This window comes from Kitasatospora sp. NPDC087861, from assembly GCF_044742585.1.
Taxonomy (GTDB): domain Bacteria; phylum Actinomycetota; class Actinomycetes; order Streptomycetales; family Streptomycetaceae; genus Kitasatospora.
On record NZ_JBIUUS010000006.1, the window covers coordinates 237,023 to 251,414 of the forward strand.

The 14,392-nt window shown below is 74.2% G+C and carries 9 protein-coding genes; 8 read left to right on the forward strand and 1 reads right to left on the reverse strand.

Annotated features, from left to right (window positions below):
- The first annotated feature begins 84 nt into the window (after positions 1–84).
- The 3 genes from ACIOJE_RS12015 to ACIOJE_RS12025 all read left to right on the forward strand — a co-directional run bounded on the left by ACIOJE_RS12015 (position 85) and on the right by ACIOJE_RS12025 (position 3,262).
- Positions 85–1,422, forward strand: a complete 1,338-nt coding sequence (locus ACIOJE_RS12015; RefSeq protein WP_400775432.1) for an MFS transporter — start codon at positions 85–87, stop codon at positions 1,420–1,422.
- A gap of 90 nt (positions 1,423–1,512) precedes the next feature.
- Positions 1,513–2,169 (forward strand): hypothetical protein, encoded by a 657-nt coding sequence (locus ACIOJE_RS12020; protein WP_400775435.1) that lies wholly within the window; start codon positions 1,513–1,515, stop codon positions 2,167–2,169.
- Between the two features lie 55 nt (positions 2,170–2,224).
- The gene (locus tag ACIOJE_RS12025; protein ID WP_400775437.1) at positions 2,225–3,262 is read left to right on the forward strand and encodes a hypothetical protein; all 1,038 of its coding nucleotides are present in this window, start codon (positions 2,225–2,227) and stop codon (positions 3,260–3,262) included.
- Positions 3,263–3,324: 62 nt separating this feature from the next.
- On the opposite strand, the gene ACIOJE_RS12030 is transcribed toward ACIOJE_RS12025, so the two are convergent.
- Positions 3,325–4,749, reverse strand: coding sequence for a CCA tRNA nucleotidyltransferase (locus ACIOJE_RS12030; protein WP_280674104.1), 1,425 nt, complete (start codon positions 4,747–4,749; stop codon positions 3,325–3,327).
- A gap of 331 nt (positions 4,750–5,080) precedes the next feature.
- Between ACIOJE_RS12030 and ACIOJE_RS12035 the strand changes: the two genes are divergently transcribed.
- The 5 genes from ACIOJE_RS12035 (at position 5,081) to ACIOJE_RS12055 (ending at position 14,249) form a co-directional block, all read left to right on the forward strand.
- Positions 5,081–7,636, forward strand: a complete 2,556-nt coding sequence (locus tag ACIOJE_RS12035; protein WP_400775439.1) for a DUF6049 family protein — start codon at positions 5,081–5,083, stop codon at positions 7,634–7,636.
- A gap of 525 nt (positions 7,637–8,161) precedes the next feature.
- Positions 8,162–10,177, forward strand: a complete 2,016-nt coding sequence (murJ, locus tag ACIOJE_RS12040) for a murein biosynthesis integral membrane protein MurJ (protein WP_400775510.1) — start codon at positions 8,162–8,164, stop codon at positions 10,175–10,177.
- A 307-nt stretch (positions 10,178–10,484) separates the two neighbouring features.
- Positions 10,485–12,551 carry a protein kinase family protein gene (locus ACIOJE_RS12045; RefSeq protein ID WP_400775442.1) on the forward strand — a complete coding sequence of 689 codons (2,067 nt, stop codon included), beginning with the start codon at positions 10,485–10,487 and terminating at the stop codon, positions 12,549–12,551.
- Between the two features lie 43 nt (positions 12,552–12,594).
- Positions 12,595–13,320 (forward strand): RNA polymerase sigma factor SigM, encoded by a 726-nt coding sequence (gene sigM / locus ACIOJE_RS12050; RefSeq protein WP_280673886.1) that lies wholly within the window; start codon positions 12,595–12,597, stop codon positions 13,318–13,320.
- Positions 13,317–14,249, forward strand: coding sequence for a hypothetical protein (locus ACIOJE_RS12055; protein WP_400775445.1), 933 nt, complete (start codon positions 13,317–13,319; stop codon positions 14,247–14,249). Before sigM ends, ACIOJE_RS12055 begins: the two co-directional genes overlap by 4 nt.
- Positions 14,250–14,392: the final 143 nt, after the last annotated feature.

The window sequence follows — 14,392 nt, forward strand, 5'->3', positions numbered from 1 at the left end:
CCACGATCGGATCGTGGGCCCTTCACCGTTTCCCGCCGAATGTTTCACGTGAAACAGCGACCGGTTCCGTGGGACCCTGGGCGGGTGGCGATCACCGAGAACGGCAGCACCCACCAGTCCGCGCACCGTGCCACGCTTCTCGGCCTGCTCCGCGGTCGGGACTTCCGCCGGCTGCTGACCGCCCGGGTGCTCTCCCAGCTCTCGGACGGCGTCTTCCAGGTCTCGCTCGCCGCCTACGTGGTGTTCTCCCCGGAGAAGCAGTCCTCCCCCGCCGACATCGCCTCGGTCCTGGCCGTGATGCTGCTGCCGTTCTCGGTGATCGGCCCGTTCGCCGGTGTGCTGCTGGACCGCTGGCGCCGCCGCCAGGTGCTCTACTACGGCAACCTGGCCCGCTTCGGACTCGGGCTGGTCACCGGCGCCCTGCTCCTGGCCGAGGCGCCGACCTGGCTGTTCTTCGCCTCGGCGCTGCTGGTCACCGCGCTCAACCGGTTCATCCTGGCCGGGCTGTCCGCCGCCCTGCCCCGGGTGGTGGAGCAGGACCAACTGGTCACCGCCAACGCGCTCTCCCCCACCCTCGGCACGGTCGCCGCCGCCTCCGGCGGGGGCGTCGGCTTCCTGCTGCACCAGGTGATGACCCCCGGGCCGAAGGCGGACGCCGCGCTGGTCACGGTGGCCGCGCTGCTCTACCTGTCGGCCGCGCTGGCCGCCCGCCGGATGGACCGGGACCTGCTCGGCCCGGAGAAGCACGGCGACCGCCCGGCGCTCGGCCAGGCGCTGGTCCGGGCCACCGTCGAACTCGGCGCCGCCGTCCGCCACCTGGTGCGGGACTGCCGGCCCGCCGTCCACGCGCTGGCCGCCGTCACCGCGGCCCGGTTCTGCTACGGCGTGCTGATCGTGGTCGTGGTGATGCTCGCCCGGTACACCTTCAACGACCCGACCGACAGCGCGGCCGGGCTGGTCACGCTCGGCCAGGCGGTCGGCCTCTCCGCCGCCGGGTTCTTCGTCGCCGCGGTGGTCAGCCCCTGGTGCACCCGGCGGCTCGGCCTGACCGGCTGGATGACGGTCTGTCTGGCGGCCCCGGTGGTCTTCGTCCCGGCACTGGGCCTGAGCTTCACCCTGCTGCCCTGCCTGATCGCGGCGCTGCTGCTCGGGGTGGTCACCCAGGGCACCAAGATCTGCGCCGACACCGTGGTCCAGGAGTCGGTCGAGGACGAGTACCGCGGCCGGGTCTTCGCGATCTACGACGTGCTGTTCAACGTCGCCTTCGTGGTCGCCGCCCTGGTCACCGCGCTGGTGCTGCCACTCTCCGGCCGCTCGGTCGCGGTGCTCGCCGGGGTCGCGGCGGTGTACGGGCTCGCGGCGGTCCTCTACCTGCGCGCCGCCCGGCGCCACGGTCCGCTCCCCGGTGACCAGCACTCCTGAAGTCCCCTGGGCACCGGTGGCGTCCGACCGACTCGCTAAGGTACGTCAGACCTGTCGGAGCGACAGCACTCGGTCTCGGGGGACGAACTGATGAGCACACCGCCCGGCCCGTACGGGCCGCCGCCGTACGGGCAGCCGCAGCAGGCCCCGCAGTTCGGGCCGCCGCCGCAGTACGGGCAGCCGCAGCCGTACATCCCCTCGCAGCCGCAACCGCAGCCCGGGCCGCCGCAGCCCGCCCCGCCCGGCTTCGGGCCGCCCCCGGCGTACGGGCAGCAGCCGCCCGGCTACGGCGCCCAGCCGCCGTACGGGCAGCAGCCCCCGTACGGCCAGCAGCCGCCCGCCGGACCGTACGGCTATCCGCAGCCCGCCCCGGCCGCCTACGCGCCCGGTGGGAAGAAGCGCGGCGTCAAGGCCCGGCTGAAGGCCGTCGGCGTGGTCGGCGGCTGCATCGCCCTGGCCGTCGGCTACTTCGTCAGCGGCCCGGCCGTCAGCAGCGCCAAGCCCGGCGACTGCGTCCGGGTGAGCGGTACGCGCGATGTCGAGATCGTCAAGTGCACTGACTCCACAGCGAATTACCGAGTGCTGTCGAAGTTCGACGACACCACCGACGTGAACCGCTGCCGCCAGACACCGCAGACCACCAGCGCCGTCTCGGGCAAGAGCGGGCGCCGCTGGAACAAGAAGCGGTACGTGCTCTGCCTCGGCCCGATGGCCCCCGCCGGCACCCCGCCGGTGAAGAAGTCCTGACCTCTCCACCACCACCGTTTCCCCGGGGGACCTCTTGTCCGTTCCGCCGCCCCAGATGCCCTACGGCTCTCAGCCGCCCGACGACGGCAACCCGTACGCCGCCGGGAACCCCTACGGCGCACCGACCCCGCCCCCGCCGCCGGGCCCGCCGCCCGGCTACGGCTACCCGACCGCCCCGCCGCCGCCCGACCAGCCGTACGGCTACCCCCCGCAGCCCGCGCCCGGCTACGGCTACGGCTACCCGCCGCCGGCGCCGCAGGACGGGCCCACCTGCCGCTTCTGCGGCGGCTTCCCGGCCGTGGACACCACCGTCCGGGGCCACCAGGGCCTGCTCCTGGCCTACCGGATGCTGCGGATGCCGGGCCCGTTCTGTCGCACCTGCGGGACGGCGACGGTGCGCGACATGTCCGCCCGCACCCTGGTCCAGGGCTGGTGGAGCCCGGTGTCGGTGCTGCTGGCGCCGATCACCCTGCTGTTGAACCTCGTCCCCAACGGCCGGATCAAGCAGCTGCCGCCGCCCGTCCCGGGCAGCCACGGCCCCCAGCTCGACCCCGGCGTCCCGCTGGGCCGGCGGCCGCACGCGCTGATGCTGCTGCTGCCGCTCTCGCTGGTCGTCACGCTCGTGCTGGCCGCCACCGGGGCGCTCGGCCCGAAGCAGGACGACCCGGCCAAGCCGATCGCGATCCCGACGGTGACGGTGCCCCCGGTGTCCACCTTCTCGCCGCCGCCGCTGCCGACCTACACGCCGCGGCCGTTCCCCTCGCCGACGTTCACGATGCCGCCGCTGCCCAGCATCACGCTGCCGCCGCCGTCCGACCCGAGCACCGAGGCGAACAGCATCGACCAGGCCAAGTCCGGCGACTGCCTGCGCAACGAGAACGGCACCGGCGCGACCCACGACGCCAACCCGAAGATCACCATGCTGCCCTGCGGCGACTCCCGCGCCCAGTACAAGGTGGTCTTCAAGTACCTCGCCACCTCCGACGAGAAGGTCTGCGAGAAGCAGCCGAAGTCGGACAGCACCTACACCCGCACGTACTCCAACCTGCCCTCCCTCAGCTACGTGCTCTGCCTGCAGAGCCTCCACGGCTGACCTTCCGGCACGCCCGAGGGGTGGTCCCGGCCGACGGCCGCGACCACCCCTCGTCACACCCCTCAGCCCTGCTGCCCGGCCCACCAGGCCCGCAGCGCGGCCACCGCCTCGTCGTGCTCCATCGGGCCGTGCTCCAGCCGGAGTTCGAGCATGTGCTTGTACGCCTTGCCGACCTGCGGGCCGGGCCTGAGGCCGAGCAGCTCCATGATCTGGTTGCCGTCCAGCGCCGGGCGGACGGCGTCCAGCTCCTCCTGGGCCCTCAGCTCGACGATCCGCTGCTCCAGGCCGTCGTAGGTGCGCGACAGCGCCGTCGCCTTCTTGCGGTTGCGGGTGGTGCAGTCGGAGCGGGTGAGCTTGTGCAGGCGCTCCAGCAGCGGCCCGGCGTCGGTGACGTAGCGGCGCACCGCGGAGTCGGTCCACTCGCCGCCGCCGTAGCCGTGGAAGCGCAGGTGCAGCTCGACCAGGCGCGAGACGTCCTCGGTGAGCTCCTTGGAGTACTTGAGCTCGCGCATCCGCTTGCGGGTCATCTTGGCGCCGACCACCTCGTGGTGGTGGAAGGAGACCCGGCCGTCCGACTCGAAGCGGCGGGTGCGCGGCTTGCCGATGTCGTGCAGCAGCGCGGCCAGCCGCAGGATGAGGTCCGGGCCGTCCTGCTCCAGGGCGATGGCCTGCTCCAGGACGGTCAGCGAGTGCTCGTAGACGTCCTTGTGCCGGTGGTGCTCGTCGCGCTCCAGCCGCAGCGCGGGCAGCTCGGGCAGCACGTGGTCGGCCAGGCCGGTGTCGACCAGGAGCCGCAGGCCCTTCACCGGCTGCTTGGCCAGCAGCAGCTTGTTCAGCTCGGCCTGGACGCGCTCGGCCGAGACGATGGTGATCCGCTCGGCCATCGCGGTCATCGCGGCGATCACCTCGGGGGCCGGGTCGAAGTCGAGCTGGGCCGCGAAGCGGGCGGCCCGCATCATCCGCAGCGGGTCGTCGGAGAAGGACTCCTCGGGGGTGGCGGGGGTGCGCAGCACCCGGGCTTCCAGGTCGTCCAGGCCGTGGTGCGGGTCGACGAAGCCGCGGCCGGGCAGGTCGACGGCCATCGCGTTGACGGTGAAGTCCCGGCGGACCAGGTCCTGCTCGATGGTGTCGCCGTAGGTGACCTCGGGCTTGCGGGAGGTCCGGTCGTACGCCTCGGAGCGGTAGGTGGTGATCTCGATCAGGAAGGAGCCCTCGGCGGTGTCCTTGCGGGCACCGACCGTGCCGAAGGCGATGCCGACGTCCCAGACCGCGTCCGCCCAGCCCTTGACCAGCTTGAGCACCTGCTGCGGGCGGGCGTCGGTGGTGAAGTCCAGGTCGTTGCCGAGCCGGCCGAGCAGCGCGTCCCGCACCGAGCCGCCGACCAGGGCCAGCCGGTGACCGGCCGCCTCGAACCGGCGGGCGATCTCGTCGGCGACCGGCGACACCCGCAGCAGCTCTTGCAGCCCCAGGGTCTGGGCCTCGCTCAGGCCTGGGACGACCTGGACGGCGGTGCTGGAAGGGTCGATGCGCGCGGTGGGCTCATTGGCAGTGGACACGGCTCACAAGAGTACGTGGCCCGGCAGGTCAACCGCCCGCGCGTTTTGGGCGTCTCACCCCAAGGCCCGCAACACTGCATCCCGGGCTGCATCGTTACCATGCCGGTGGACGAGTCTCGGGCACCGGACAGGGGATGCGGTGTCGCGCGCCGCCGTGGCCGGCGGAGCATCCGCGGCACCGGCACGGCGAACAGCGTCAAGCGAAGAGCGTCAAGCGAACAGCATCAGCAGCGAGCGATCGAGAACGGCGAGGGCGGAACGAGTGAGTGAGCCGGCACGGCACTCGGGCCTGGGGGCGCACCGACAGCCCGAACGGACCGAACGGACCGTCGAGGGGCGCGGACCGGGACTGCGCGCGAGGCGTGCGGCCCGCCGCCTCGCCGCCGCCTGCGGGGCCGCCATAACCCTGTTCGCGGCGGTCGCCCCCGCCGAGGCGCTGCCGAGCGGGGGCAACGTCCGGCCGGCCGCCGACAGCGGGTCCACGGCCGAGTACCCGGTGGTGATGACCATCGACACGGTGGCGCCGCAGGTGGCCAGTCCGAACGGCACCGTGACGATCACCGGGCACGTCACCAACACCGGCAAGTCGGCGCTCAAGGGCGCCCACGCGGCCGTCCGCAAGCCGGTGTCGGGCAAGCCGCTGCAGCGGCGCAGCGAGCTGTCCTCGGTGGCCGACCGCTCCGGCCCGGCCAACTCGGACGGCGTGGAGCTGGACAGCCCGCAGTACGCCCTGCCGGAGCTGGGCCCGGGCCAGAGCCAGCCGTACACCCTGGGCGTCGCGGTGAGCGACCTCGGACTGTCCGAGAGCGGCGTCTACGAGCTCGCGGTGGACGCCTGGGGCTCGACCGCCGACAACCAGCGCGACCGGCCGCTGGGCATCGCCCGGACCTTCCTGCCGTACAACCCGGGCGGCGCCGAGGCGCAACCCACCAAGATCACCACGCTCTGGCCGCTGGTGCACGCGCCGGTGCTGGCCGCACAGACCACCTCCGAGAACGACCAGACCGTCCCCGTCCTGCGCGACGACAGCCTGACCGCCGAGTTCTCCCCGGGCGGCCGGCTGTACGAGCTGGTGGACACCGGGGCCAAGCTGCCCGGGCTGACCTGGGTGGTCGACCCGGACCTGTTGGACGCCGCGTTCGCGATGACCAAGCAGTACCGGGTGCAGAAGCCGGGCCACGACTCCGTCGGCAAGCCGGCCAAGGACGACAACACCGTCCTCGGCAACGGCCAGGCCGCGGCCACGGCCTGGCTGGACAAGCTGCGGGCCGCCGTCGCCAAGCCGGGCGCCCAGGTGGTGTCGCTGCCGTACGCCGACCCGGACCTCGCGTCGATCGCGCACAACGGCGCCGACCTGACCGGGATGGGCACCGCCCTGAACAAGGCCGCCACCGCCGGCCGGCTCACCGTCGAGGGGCGGCTGTCCGTCGACACCCGCTCGGACGTGGCCTGGCCGTACCAGGGCTACCTCGACCAGCAGATCGCCGGCGTCGCCCAGCAGGCGGGCAGCAACCTGCTGCTGGTCAACGGCACGAGCATGCCGGAGTCGGACTCGATCACCTACACCCCGACCGCGGTACGCCCGATCGGCAACGGGCAGAACGCGGTGGTCGCCGACGAGACCGTCTCCGGGCTGTTCCAGACCGACCTCACCACCCCGCAGGCGCAGACCCAGGCGACCCAGCGCTTCCTCGCCGAGACGTACACGATCACCCACGAGCAGCCGCAGAACCCGCGCGGCCTGCTGGTGATGCCGCCGCGCGAGATGACCGTGAGCACCGCCAAGGCGCTGGCGGGCGCCCTGCAGACGGCCTCCGACAAGTGGCTCTCCCCGGTCAAGCTGGACACGCTGGCCCAGGCCTCGCCCGACCCGAAGGCCACCACCGCCGTCCCGGCGGCCACCGACTACCCGGCCCAGGCCCGCGCCTCGGAGCTGTCGGCGGACGACCTGAGCAAGACCGACGGCATCCAGCACGACCTGGACACGCTGATGCGGGTACTCACCCTGCCGCAGCGGGTGCGCGGCCCCTTCAGCGCCGCGATGGTCCGCTCGCTGTCCACCGAGTGGCGCACCGACGCGTCGGCCGGCAGCAGCTACCGGGACGGCGTCACCGACTACCTGGACGAGCTGACCAGGGCCGTCCGGGTGCCGCCGAAGACGGTGGTCACCCTCTCCGGTGACACCGGTCTGCTCCAGGTCAGCGTCCGCAACGACCTGACCCAGGCCGTCACCAACCTCAAGCTGGTGCTCACCTCGACCCAGCCCAACCGGCTGCGGGTGGGCAAGGACGAGGAACTGGTCATCCCGGCCTCCCAGAGCGTCACCCTCCGGTTCCAGGCCGAGGCGCACAACAACGGGCCGGTCACCATGACCGCCCAGCTCTGGACCACCGGCCCCAACCCACAGAAGTACGGCGCGGCGCAGACCTTCCAGGTCGAGGTCACCTCGGTGACCAACGGCGTGCTGTACGTCTTCGCGGGCGCCGCCCTCCTCCTGCTGCTCGCCGCGCTGCGGTTCGTCCGCCAGCGCAAGCGGCGGGCCGGGCAGCCGCACGCCGACGGCGACCAGCCGGTCGACGACCCGGCGACGGGCGGCCCGGCAGGGGACAGCCCGGCCGGAGGCGGTACGGCGGACCCGGCGAAGGACGCGGGCCCCGACGGGGACGAGTCCGAGGACGGTACCGGCGAACCCGCCGAGGACGGCCCGGAGGACGGCCCCGACGACGGCTCCGACAGCGCCGGCTCAGCGCAGACACCGCGCGGCAGCAGCGCGGATGGGCGGGATCGGACCGCCAGTGATGAGAAGGTTGGTCCTTGATACCGCCGACCCCCCGCAACGCCGGGCCGGCCACCCCCACGACAGCGAAGAGGTGACATGACCGGGCGCAGCGAGGAGCGGCCGCCGGGCCGCGGTGAGAACCGGCCGGGCGCCGAGTCGCCGTCCGGCGACTGGTACGTGGCCGACACCTACGCCCAGGACCCGTACGCGGCCGACGCGTACGGGAACCCGCAGGCCGGCCAGGACCCGTACGGCCTGCGGGCCGACCGGCCCGCGACGCCGCAGCCGCCGGCCACCGCGTACGACGTGCCGCCGCAGCTGCCACCGCACGGCGGCGGCTACCCGACACCGGTGCCGCCGGCCCAGTTCCCGTCGCCGGCGCCGTTCCCGTCACCGGTGCCGCCGGTGCAGCCCGGCTGGGACACCCCCGCGCAGGCCGCCTGGCAGGAGGCGCCGGCTCCGGCCGGCGGCGGCCAGTGGGGCGGCCAGGAGCAGCCCCGGCAGCAGTGGGAGCCGGGCCCGGCGCACGCGACCTGGGACAGCGAGACCACCGAGTACGTCGGGGTGGACGCGCTGTTCGGCGGCCACCCGGCGCAGGCCGCGGCCCAGCCGCCGGCGCCCCAGCCCGCCCCGATTCCACCGATGACGCCGCCGGGCGCTCCCGTGCCCCCCACCGCCGGGCCGCCGGTCGCCCCCGCGCCGTACCCGCCGGTGGGCGGCTACCCGGGCCAGCAGCCGCCGCACGGCGCTCCGGACGGGTACCACCCGTACGTGCCTCCGATCGAGTTCGACCCGCCGCTCTCCGAGGAGGAGGCCACCACGCAGGTGGCCGCCGTGGCGGTGCCGCCGGCGGTGGAGCCGCTGGCGGACATCGTCGCCGACGAGCACGCCGCCCAGCAGGCGCCCGCGGCCGAGCCCGCCCCGGCGGCCGGCGGCGGCAAGGTCGCGAGTCTGCTGAACTCCAGCGCGATCATGGCGGCCGGCACGCTGGTCTCCCGCGGCACCGGCTTCGTCCGGACCATGGTGATCACCGCGGCCATCGGCGTCGCCGTCATGGGCGACTCGTACAACGCCGCGTACACCCTGCCGACCCTGCTGTACATCCTGATCGGCGGCGGCGCGCTGAACGCGGTCTTCGTGCCGCAGCTGGTGCGCAGCATGAAGAACGACGAGGACGGCGGCACCGCGTACGCCAGCCGGCTGCTCACCCTGGTGATGGTCGGGCTCGGCGGCGTGGTGTTCCTCGCGGTGCTCGGGGCACCGCTGCTGGTGCAGCTGATCTCGCACCCGATGATGGAGAACGCGGCCCGCGCCGAGACCACGGTGGCGTTGGCCCGGTACTGCCTGCCGACCATCTTCTTCATGGGCGTCCACGTGGTGATGGGGCAGATCCTCAACGCCCGCGGCCGGTTCGGCGCGATGATGTGGACCCCGGTCCTGAACAACATCGTGGTGATCTTCACCTTCGGCGCGTACATCTGGGTGTACGGCGGCTACGACGGCACGGGGGTGTCCCCCGAGACCATCTCGCCCGAGGGCGTCCGGCTGCTCGGCCTCGGCACCCTGCTCGGCCTGGTCGTCCAGTCCCTGGCGATGATCCCGTACCTGCGGTCGGCCGGCTTCCGCTACCGGCCCCGCTTCGACTGGCGCGGCCACGGCCTGGGCAAGGCCGCCCGGCTGGCCAAGTGGACCTTCTTCTTCGTGCTCGCCAACCAGGCCGGCTACCTGGTCATCACCCAGCTGGCCACCGCCGCCGGCAGCGCCGCCAAGACGGGCGGCCACGAGGGCGTCGGCCTCGCGGCGTTCTCCAACGCCCTGCTGATCTGGCAGCTCCCGCAGGCCGTGATCACCGTCTCGATCATGAGCGCGGTGCTCCCCCGGCTCTCCCGGGCGGCCGCCGACGAGGACGCCGGCGCCGTCCGCGACGACCTGTCGTACGGGCTGCGCACCAGCGCGGTGGCGGTCGTCCCGGGCGCCTTCCTGTTCCTGTCGCTCGGCCCGGCGATCGGCCGCTCGATCTACGCCGTCGGCGGCGGTGACCGGGCCCTGGACAACGCGACCAACGTCGGCCTGATGCTCTCGGCCTTCGCGCTCGGGCTGATCCCGTACTCGGCCCAGTACGTGATGCTGCGCGGCTTCTACGCCTACGAGGACACCCGGACTCCCTTCTCCAACACCGTCTGGGTCGCCGTCTGCCAGGCCGGGTTCTCGCTGGTCTGCTGGTTCACGCTGCCCGCCCAGTGGGCCGTGATCGGGATGGCCTTCGGCTATGGTCTGGCCTACGCCGTCGGAGTGGCGGTCGCGCTGCCGAAGCTGAAGAAGAAGATCGGCGGGCTGGACAGCAAGCGGATCGCCAGGACCTACAGTCGGCTGGCCACCGCCTGCGTGCCGGCCACGGTCGTCGGCCTCGGCGTCAGCCTGGCGGTCCAGCAGGTGCTCGACGGTTGGATGGGCAGCGTGCTCTCCCTCGTCGCGGCCGGCGGCCTCCAACTGGCGGTGTTCGTGTTCATCGCGAAGCGCCTGCGGATCGAGGAGCTCAACGCCATGCTCGGCATGGTTCGCGGCCGGCTGGGCCGCTGATCCACCGCACCAACCGACCGGACGAGCGGGCGCCCTGACCGGGCGTCAACCGGAGCCACCGGCTCCTCCGCCCGTCCGGCCGGGTGTCGGGCCGCCGCCCGCGCCCGGATCCGCCCGGGCCGCCAGATGGCGGCCCGGTGTCGGGTCTGCACCACATCTCTCCACCGTCATGCAACCGAGCAGGCCCTTCAGCGGTCGTACTCGGTGGAGAAGAGTGGGCACAATTGTCCTGGAGCACGGGACCGCCAACCCGCGGGCTCCAGCGACTCTCTCAGGCCGGGGCGACACAAGGGGAGGCAGGACCACGGTGGCTGATGGCACCAAGGCGGTCGTCGACACGTCAGCAGCTGACGCGGCGGCGGACGAGGCCGCACTGGCCGCGGCGATCGACGAGCTCGCGGGCGGGAAGACCGCCCCTGCGGGCGACGCCGGCGCGCCCTCTCCGGACGCCTCCACGGACGCCTCCACGGACCCCGAGCAGGGCTCCGCCCCGGACACCCCGGTGACCGCCGACGCGGACGGCGCTGCGGATCCCGATGCGGATCCCGATGCGGATCCCGATGCGGCCGCGGAAACGGCGGCCGACAAGGACGCGGAGGCCGTCACGGAGGCCGGAAAGGGCGCCTCCGGCGGCGAGGAGACCTCGGAGATCACCGCTCCGCTCTCGGTCCACGAGATCGCCGCTGAGCTGGCCGCGGGCACCGCCCGGCGCAAGCCCGCCGCCCCGGAGCCTGCGCCGGCCGCCAAGCGCCGCCCCACCGACCCGCAGCCCACCGTCGACCCGCGCGACACCGCCACCCTCCCGCGCACCCTCCCCGCCCCGCTGCGGCACAGCGGCGACAAGATCGGCAACCGGTACCGGCTGGAGGAGTGCATCTCCCAGACCGAGACCTTCAGCAGCTGGCGCGCGGTCGACGAGAAGCTGCGCCGGGCCGTCGGCGTCCACCTGATGGCCTCCGGCCACCAGCGGGCCCGCAAGGTGCTGGCCGCCGCCAAGTCCGCCGCCCTGCTCGGCGACCCGCGCTTCGTCCAGGTTCTGGACGCCGTCCAGGAGGGCGAGCTGGTCTACGTCGTGCGGGAGTGGCTGCCGCACGCCTCCGACCTCGCCAAGCTGCTCGCCGACGGCCCGATGGAGCCGCACGCGGCGTACCAGATGGTCCGCCAGGTCACCGACGCCGTCGCCGCCGCCCACCGGCGCAGCCAGGCCCACCTGCGGCTCACCCCGCGCTGCGTACTGCGCACCGACAGCGGCCAGTACCGGATCAACGGCATCGCGGTGGACGCCGCGCTGCGCGGGCTGCCCGCCGACGAAGGTGTCGAGGACGCCCAGCGCGCCGACACCCGAGCGATCGGCGCACTGCTGTTCGCCGCGCTCACCCACCGCTGGCCCTACCCCGAGGACCGCTACGACCTCCAGGGCCTGCCGAAGGACCTCCAGAACGCCGCGCCGGACCAGGTCCGCGCCGGCGTCCACAAGGGCCTGTCGGAGCTCGCCGCGCGGGCCCTGTTCGACCACCCGCCGCATCACGCCGAGCCGATCACCACTCCGGAGGAGCTGGCCCGGGCCATCTCGCTGATGCCCCGCATCCGCCAGCCCGAGCCCGAGCTGCCCGTCTTCCCGACCCCGCCCCGGCACAACACCCACGCCCTGCCCACCGCGCCCATCCCCAACCGGGTGGCCGACCCGGCCGTCGCCCCGCTGCCGGCCTCGTCCCGTCCGACCTCGACCCGGCGCACCCGGCGGCGGCTGCGCCGGGTGGTCAAGGCGACCGCCTGGACGGTCGCCCTGGGCGCGATCGGCATCGCCTCCTGGCAGTTCGTCGACACCCTGCGCAACAACCAGGGCGCCGTCGCGTCCCCGCTGCCCTCGGCGAGCAGCGCCTCGGTGACCCCCCACCCCACCACGCACACCCCGGTGCCGATCCCGATCAAGGAGGCGCTGTCGTACAACCCGCTGGGCGACGGCCCCGACGGCAACGACAGCATCGGGAAGGCCGTCGACGGCGACCCGAACACCAACTGGACCACCCAGTGGTACAACGACCAGCTCGGCCCCAAGCCGCCCGCCCTCAAGTCGGGTACCGGTCTGCTGATCGACCTCGGCTCGCCGCAGGCCGTCAGCTCCGTGAACGTCCAGTTCGTCGGAAACCACACGGCGGAGCTCCGGGTGCCCAACGCCGCGGCCGCGGCCGACCCGAAGGGCGCCCCGATCGGCGAGTACACCCTGCTCGGCAAGAAGAGCGGCACCGCGGCCGACTTCACCCTCGACAGCCCGGTCACCACGCGTTACGTCATGATCTGGCTGACCAGCCTGTCGAAGGATTCCGACGGCAGGTTCCGTGGCCACGTCGCCGAGGTCAAGGTCTCCGGCTGAGCGGAGGCCCGCACACACCGGACGGCGGAGAGGGGGGGCAAGGGTGACGACGGCGGACGACGACGCGGTGTTGCTCGCCCGGCACGTCGCCGGCGACCCGGACGCCTTCGGCTTCCTGGTGAACCGCCACCGCGACCGGCTCTGGGCGGTCGCCCTGCGCACCCTCGGTGACCGCGAGGAGGCCGCCGACGCCCTCCAGGACGCCCTGGTCTCCGCCTTCCGCGCCGCCCCCGGCTTCCAGGGCCGCTCGGCGGTCACCACCTGGCTGCACCGGATCGTGGTCAACGCCTGTCTGGACCGCGCCCGGCGCAGCGCCACCCGCCGCACCACCCCGCTCGACGAGGACCCGCGGCGCCTGGACACGCTGGTCGGCGCCGCCGAGCCGGCCGACTCCCCGGTGGTCCGGGCCGAGGTCCGGCGCGAGCTGACCGCGGCGCTCGCCGAACTGCCCGCCGAACAGCGGGCCGCGCTGGTCCTGGTCGACATGCAGGGCTACCCGGTCGCCGAGGCGGCCGAGCTGCTGGGCGTCCCGGTGGGCACCGTGAAGAGCCGCTGCGCCCGGGGCCGGGCCCGACTGCTCCCGCTGGTCCGCCACCTGCGCGAGAACGGCGGCGGGGCGGATGTTTCACGTGAAACACCGGACGGCCCCGGCCCGGCCCGGCCCTCACGGCGGAGCGCACCGGGGAACCCTACGGACACCCGTACCGTCACAGGGACAGGCCCGAACACCGGTCGGACGGTTCTGGAAGGAGACGCGAGCACGCGATGACGGCCCACCTCTCCTCCCCCGGCACCCCCGGCCCCGCAGGGGCCCACCCCTCCGTCGACGAGCTCGCCGACCTCGCCGAGGGGCTGATCGAGTCCGCCGACGCCGCCGACGCGCTGCGGCGGCACCTGGACGGCTGCGCCGAGTGCCGCGAGACCACCGACGCGCTCGGCGAGGTCCAGGCGCTGCTCGGCGCCGTCGAGACCCCGCCGATGCCCGCCGACGTCGCCGCCCGGTTGGACGCCGCCCTCGCCGCGGCCGCCACCGCCCCTGAGGCGGTGCAGGCCACCCGGAACACCCCCGCCGCGGGCTCCCGGGCCATCACCCCGGCCCCGCCCTCGCGGGCCGTCAGGGCGCCCTCCGCGCCCCCGGCCCGGCCCACCGCACCCACCGGCCCGGGCCGCCCGCGCCCCCGGCGGCGGCGCGTCGCCCTGCTGCTCGGCGCGGCCACCGCCCTGGCCGCGATCGCCCTCGGCGGGGCCCTGCTGGTGCGCCCGGCCGACCAGGGCGACCGGCATCCGGCCGCGGCCGCCGGCGCGCCCACCGGGACCGGTGCCGCGCACAGCGCCCGCGCCGACCAGGCCGCGGGCGCCGGCCCCGTCTTCCGGGACGACGACCAGCTGGCCGACCAGGTCCAGCAGCTGCTGGCCCACGCGGGGACCGCCCCCGGGCTGCGCCCGACCGGGCCCGCCAAGCCCTCCGCCGCGCCGCCCGCCGAGGGACGCCAGGAGCTCACCACCCAGGCCTCCCCGCCGGCCTGCCAGGCCCCCGCCGAGGGCACCCCGCTGGCCACCGACCACGGCAGCTACGCGGGCGCCCCGGTCGAGGTGCTGGTCTACCCGGCGCCCGGCCGACCCGGGTTCGCGGACGTCTACCTGCGCTCCCCCGACTGCGGGCCGGTCGTGCTGCACCGCACCGTCCCCACCCGTTGACCGCCCGATCCCGTCCGACCGGCCCCGGTTCCCATGCGATCGACGACCAGGGCGCCACGCCGCTCCCGCAGTGCGGGCAGTTGGTACTGATCCGCCTGGGAATGCGAGACACTGGTCAGTCGTTGTCCCGGGCGGCGGAGCAG

Bases quoted from the DNA above. Each gene is read 5' to 3' on its own strand.
- ACIOJE_RS12055 (WP_400775445.1), top strand. From the start codon at position 13,317: ATGACGGCCCACCTCTCCTCCCCCGGCACCCCCGGCCCCGCAGGGGCC.
- ACIOJE_RS12025 (WP_400775437.1), top strand. From the start codon at position 2,225: ATGCCCTACGGCTCTCAGCCGCCCGACGACGGCAACCCGTACGCCGCC.
- ACIOJE_RS12020 (WP_400775435.1), top strand. From the start codon at position 1,513: ATGAGCACACCGCCCGGCCCGTACGGGCCGCCGCCGTACGGGCAGCCG.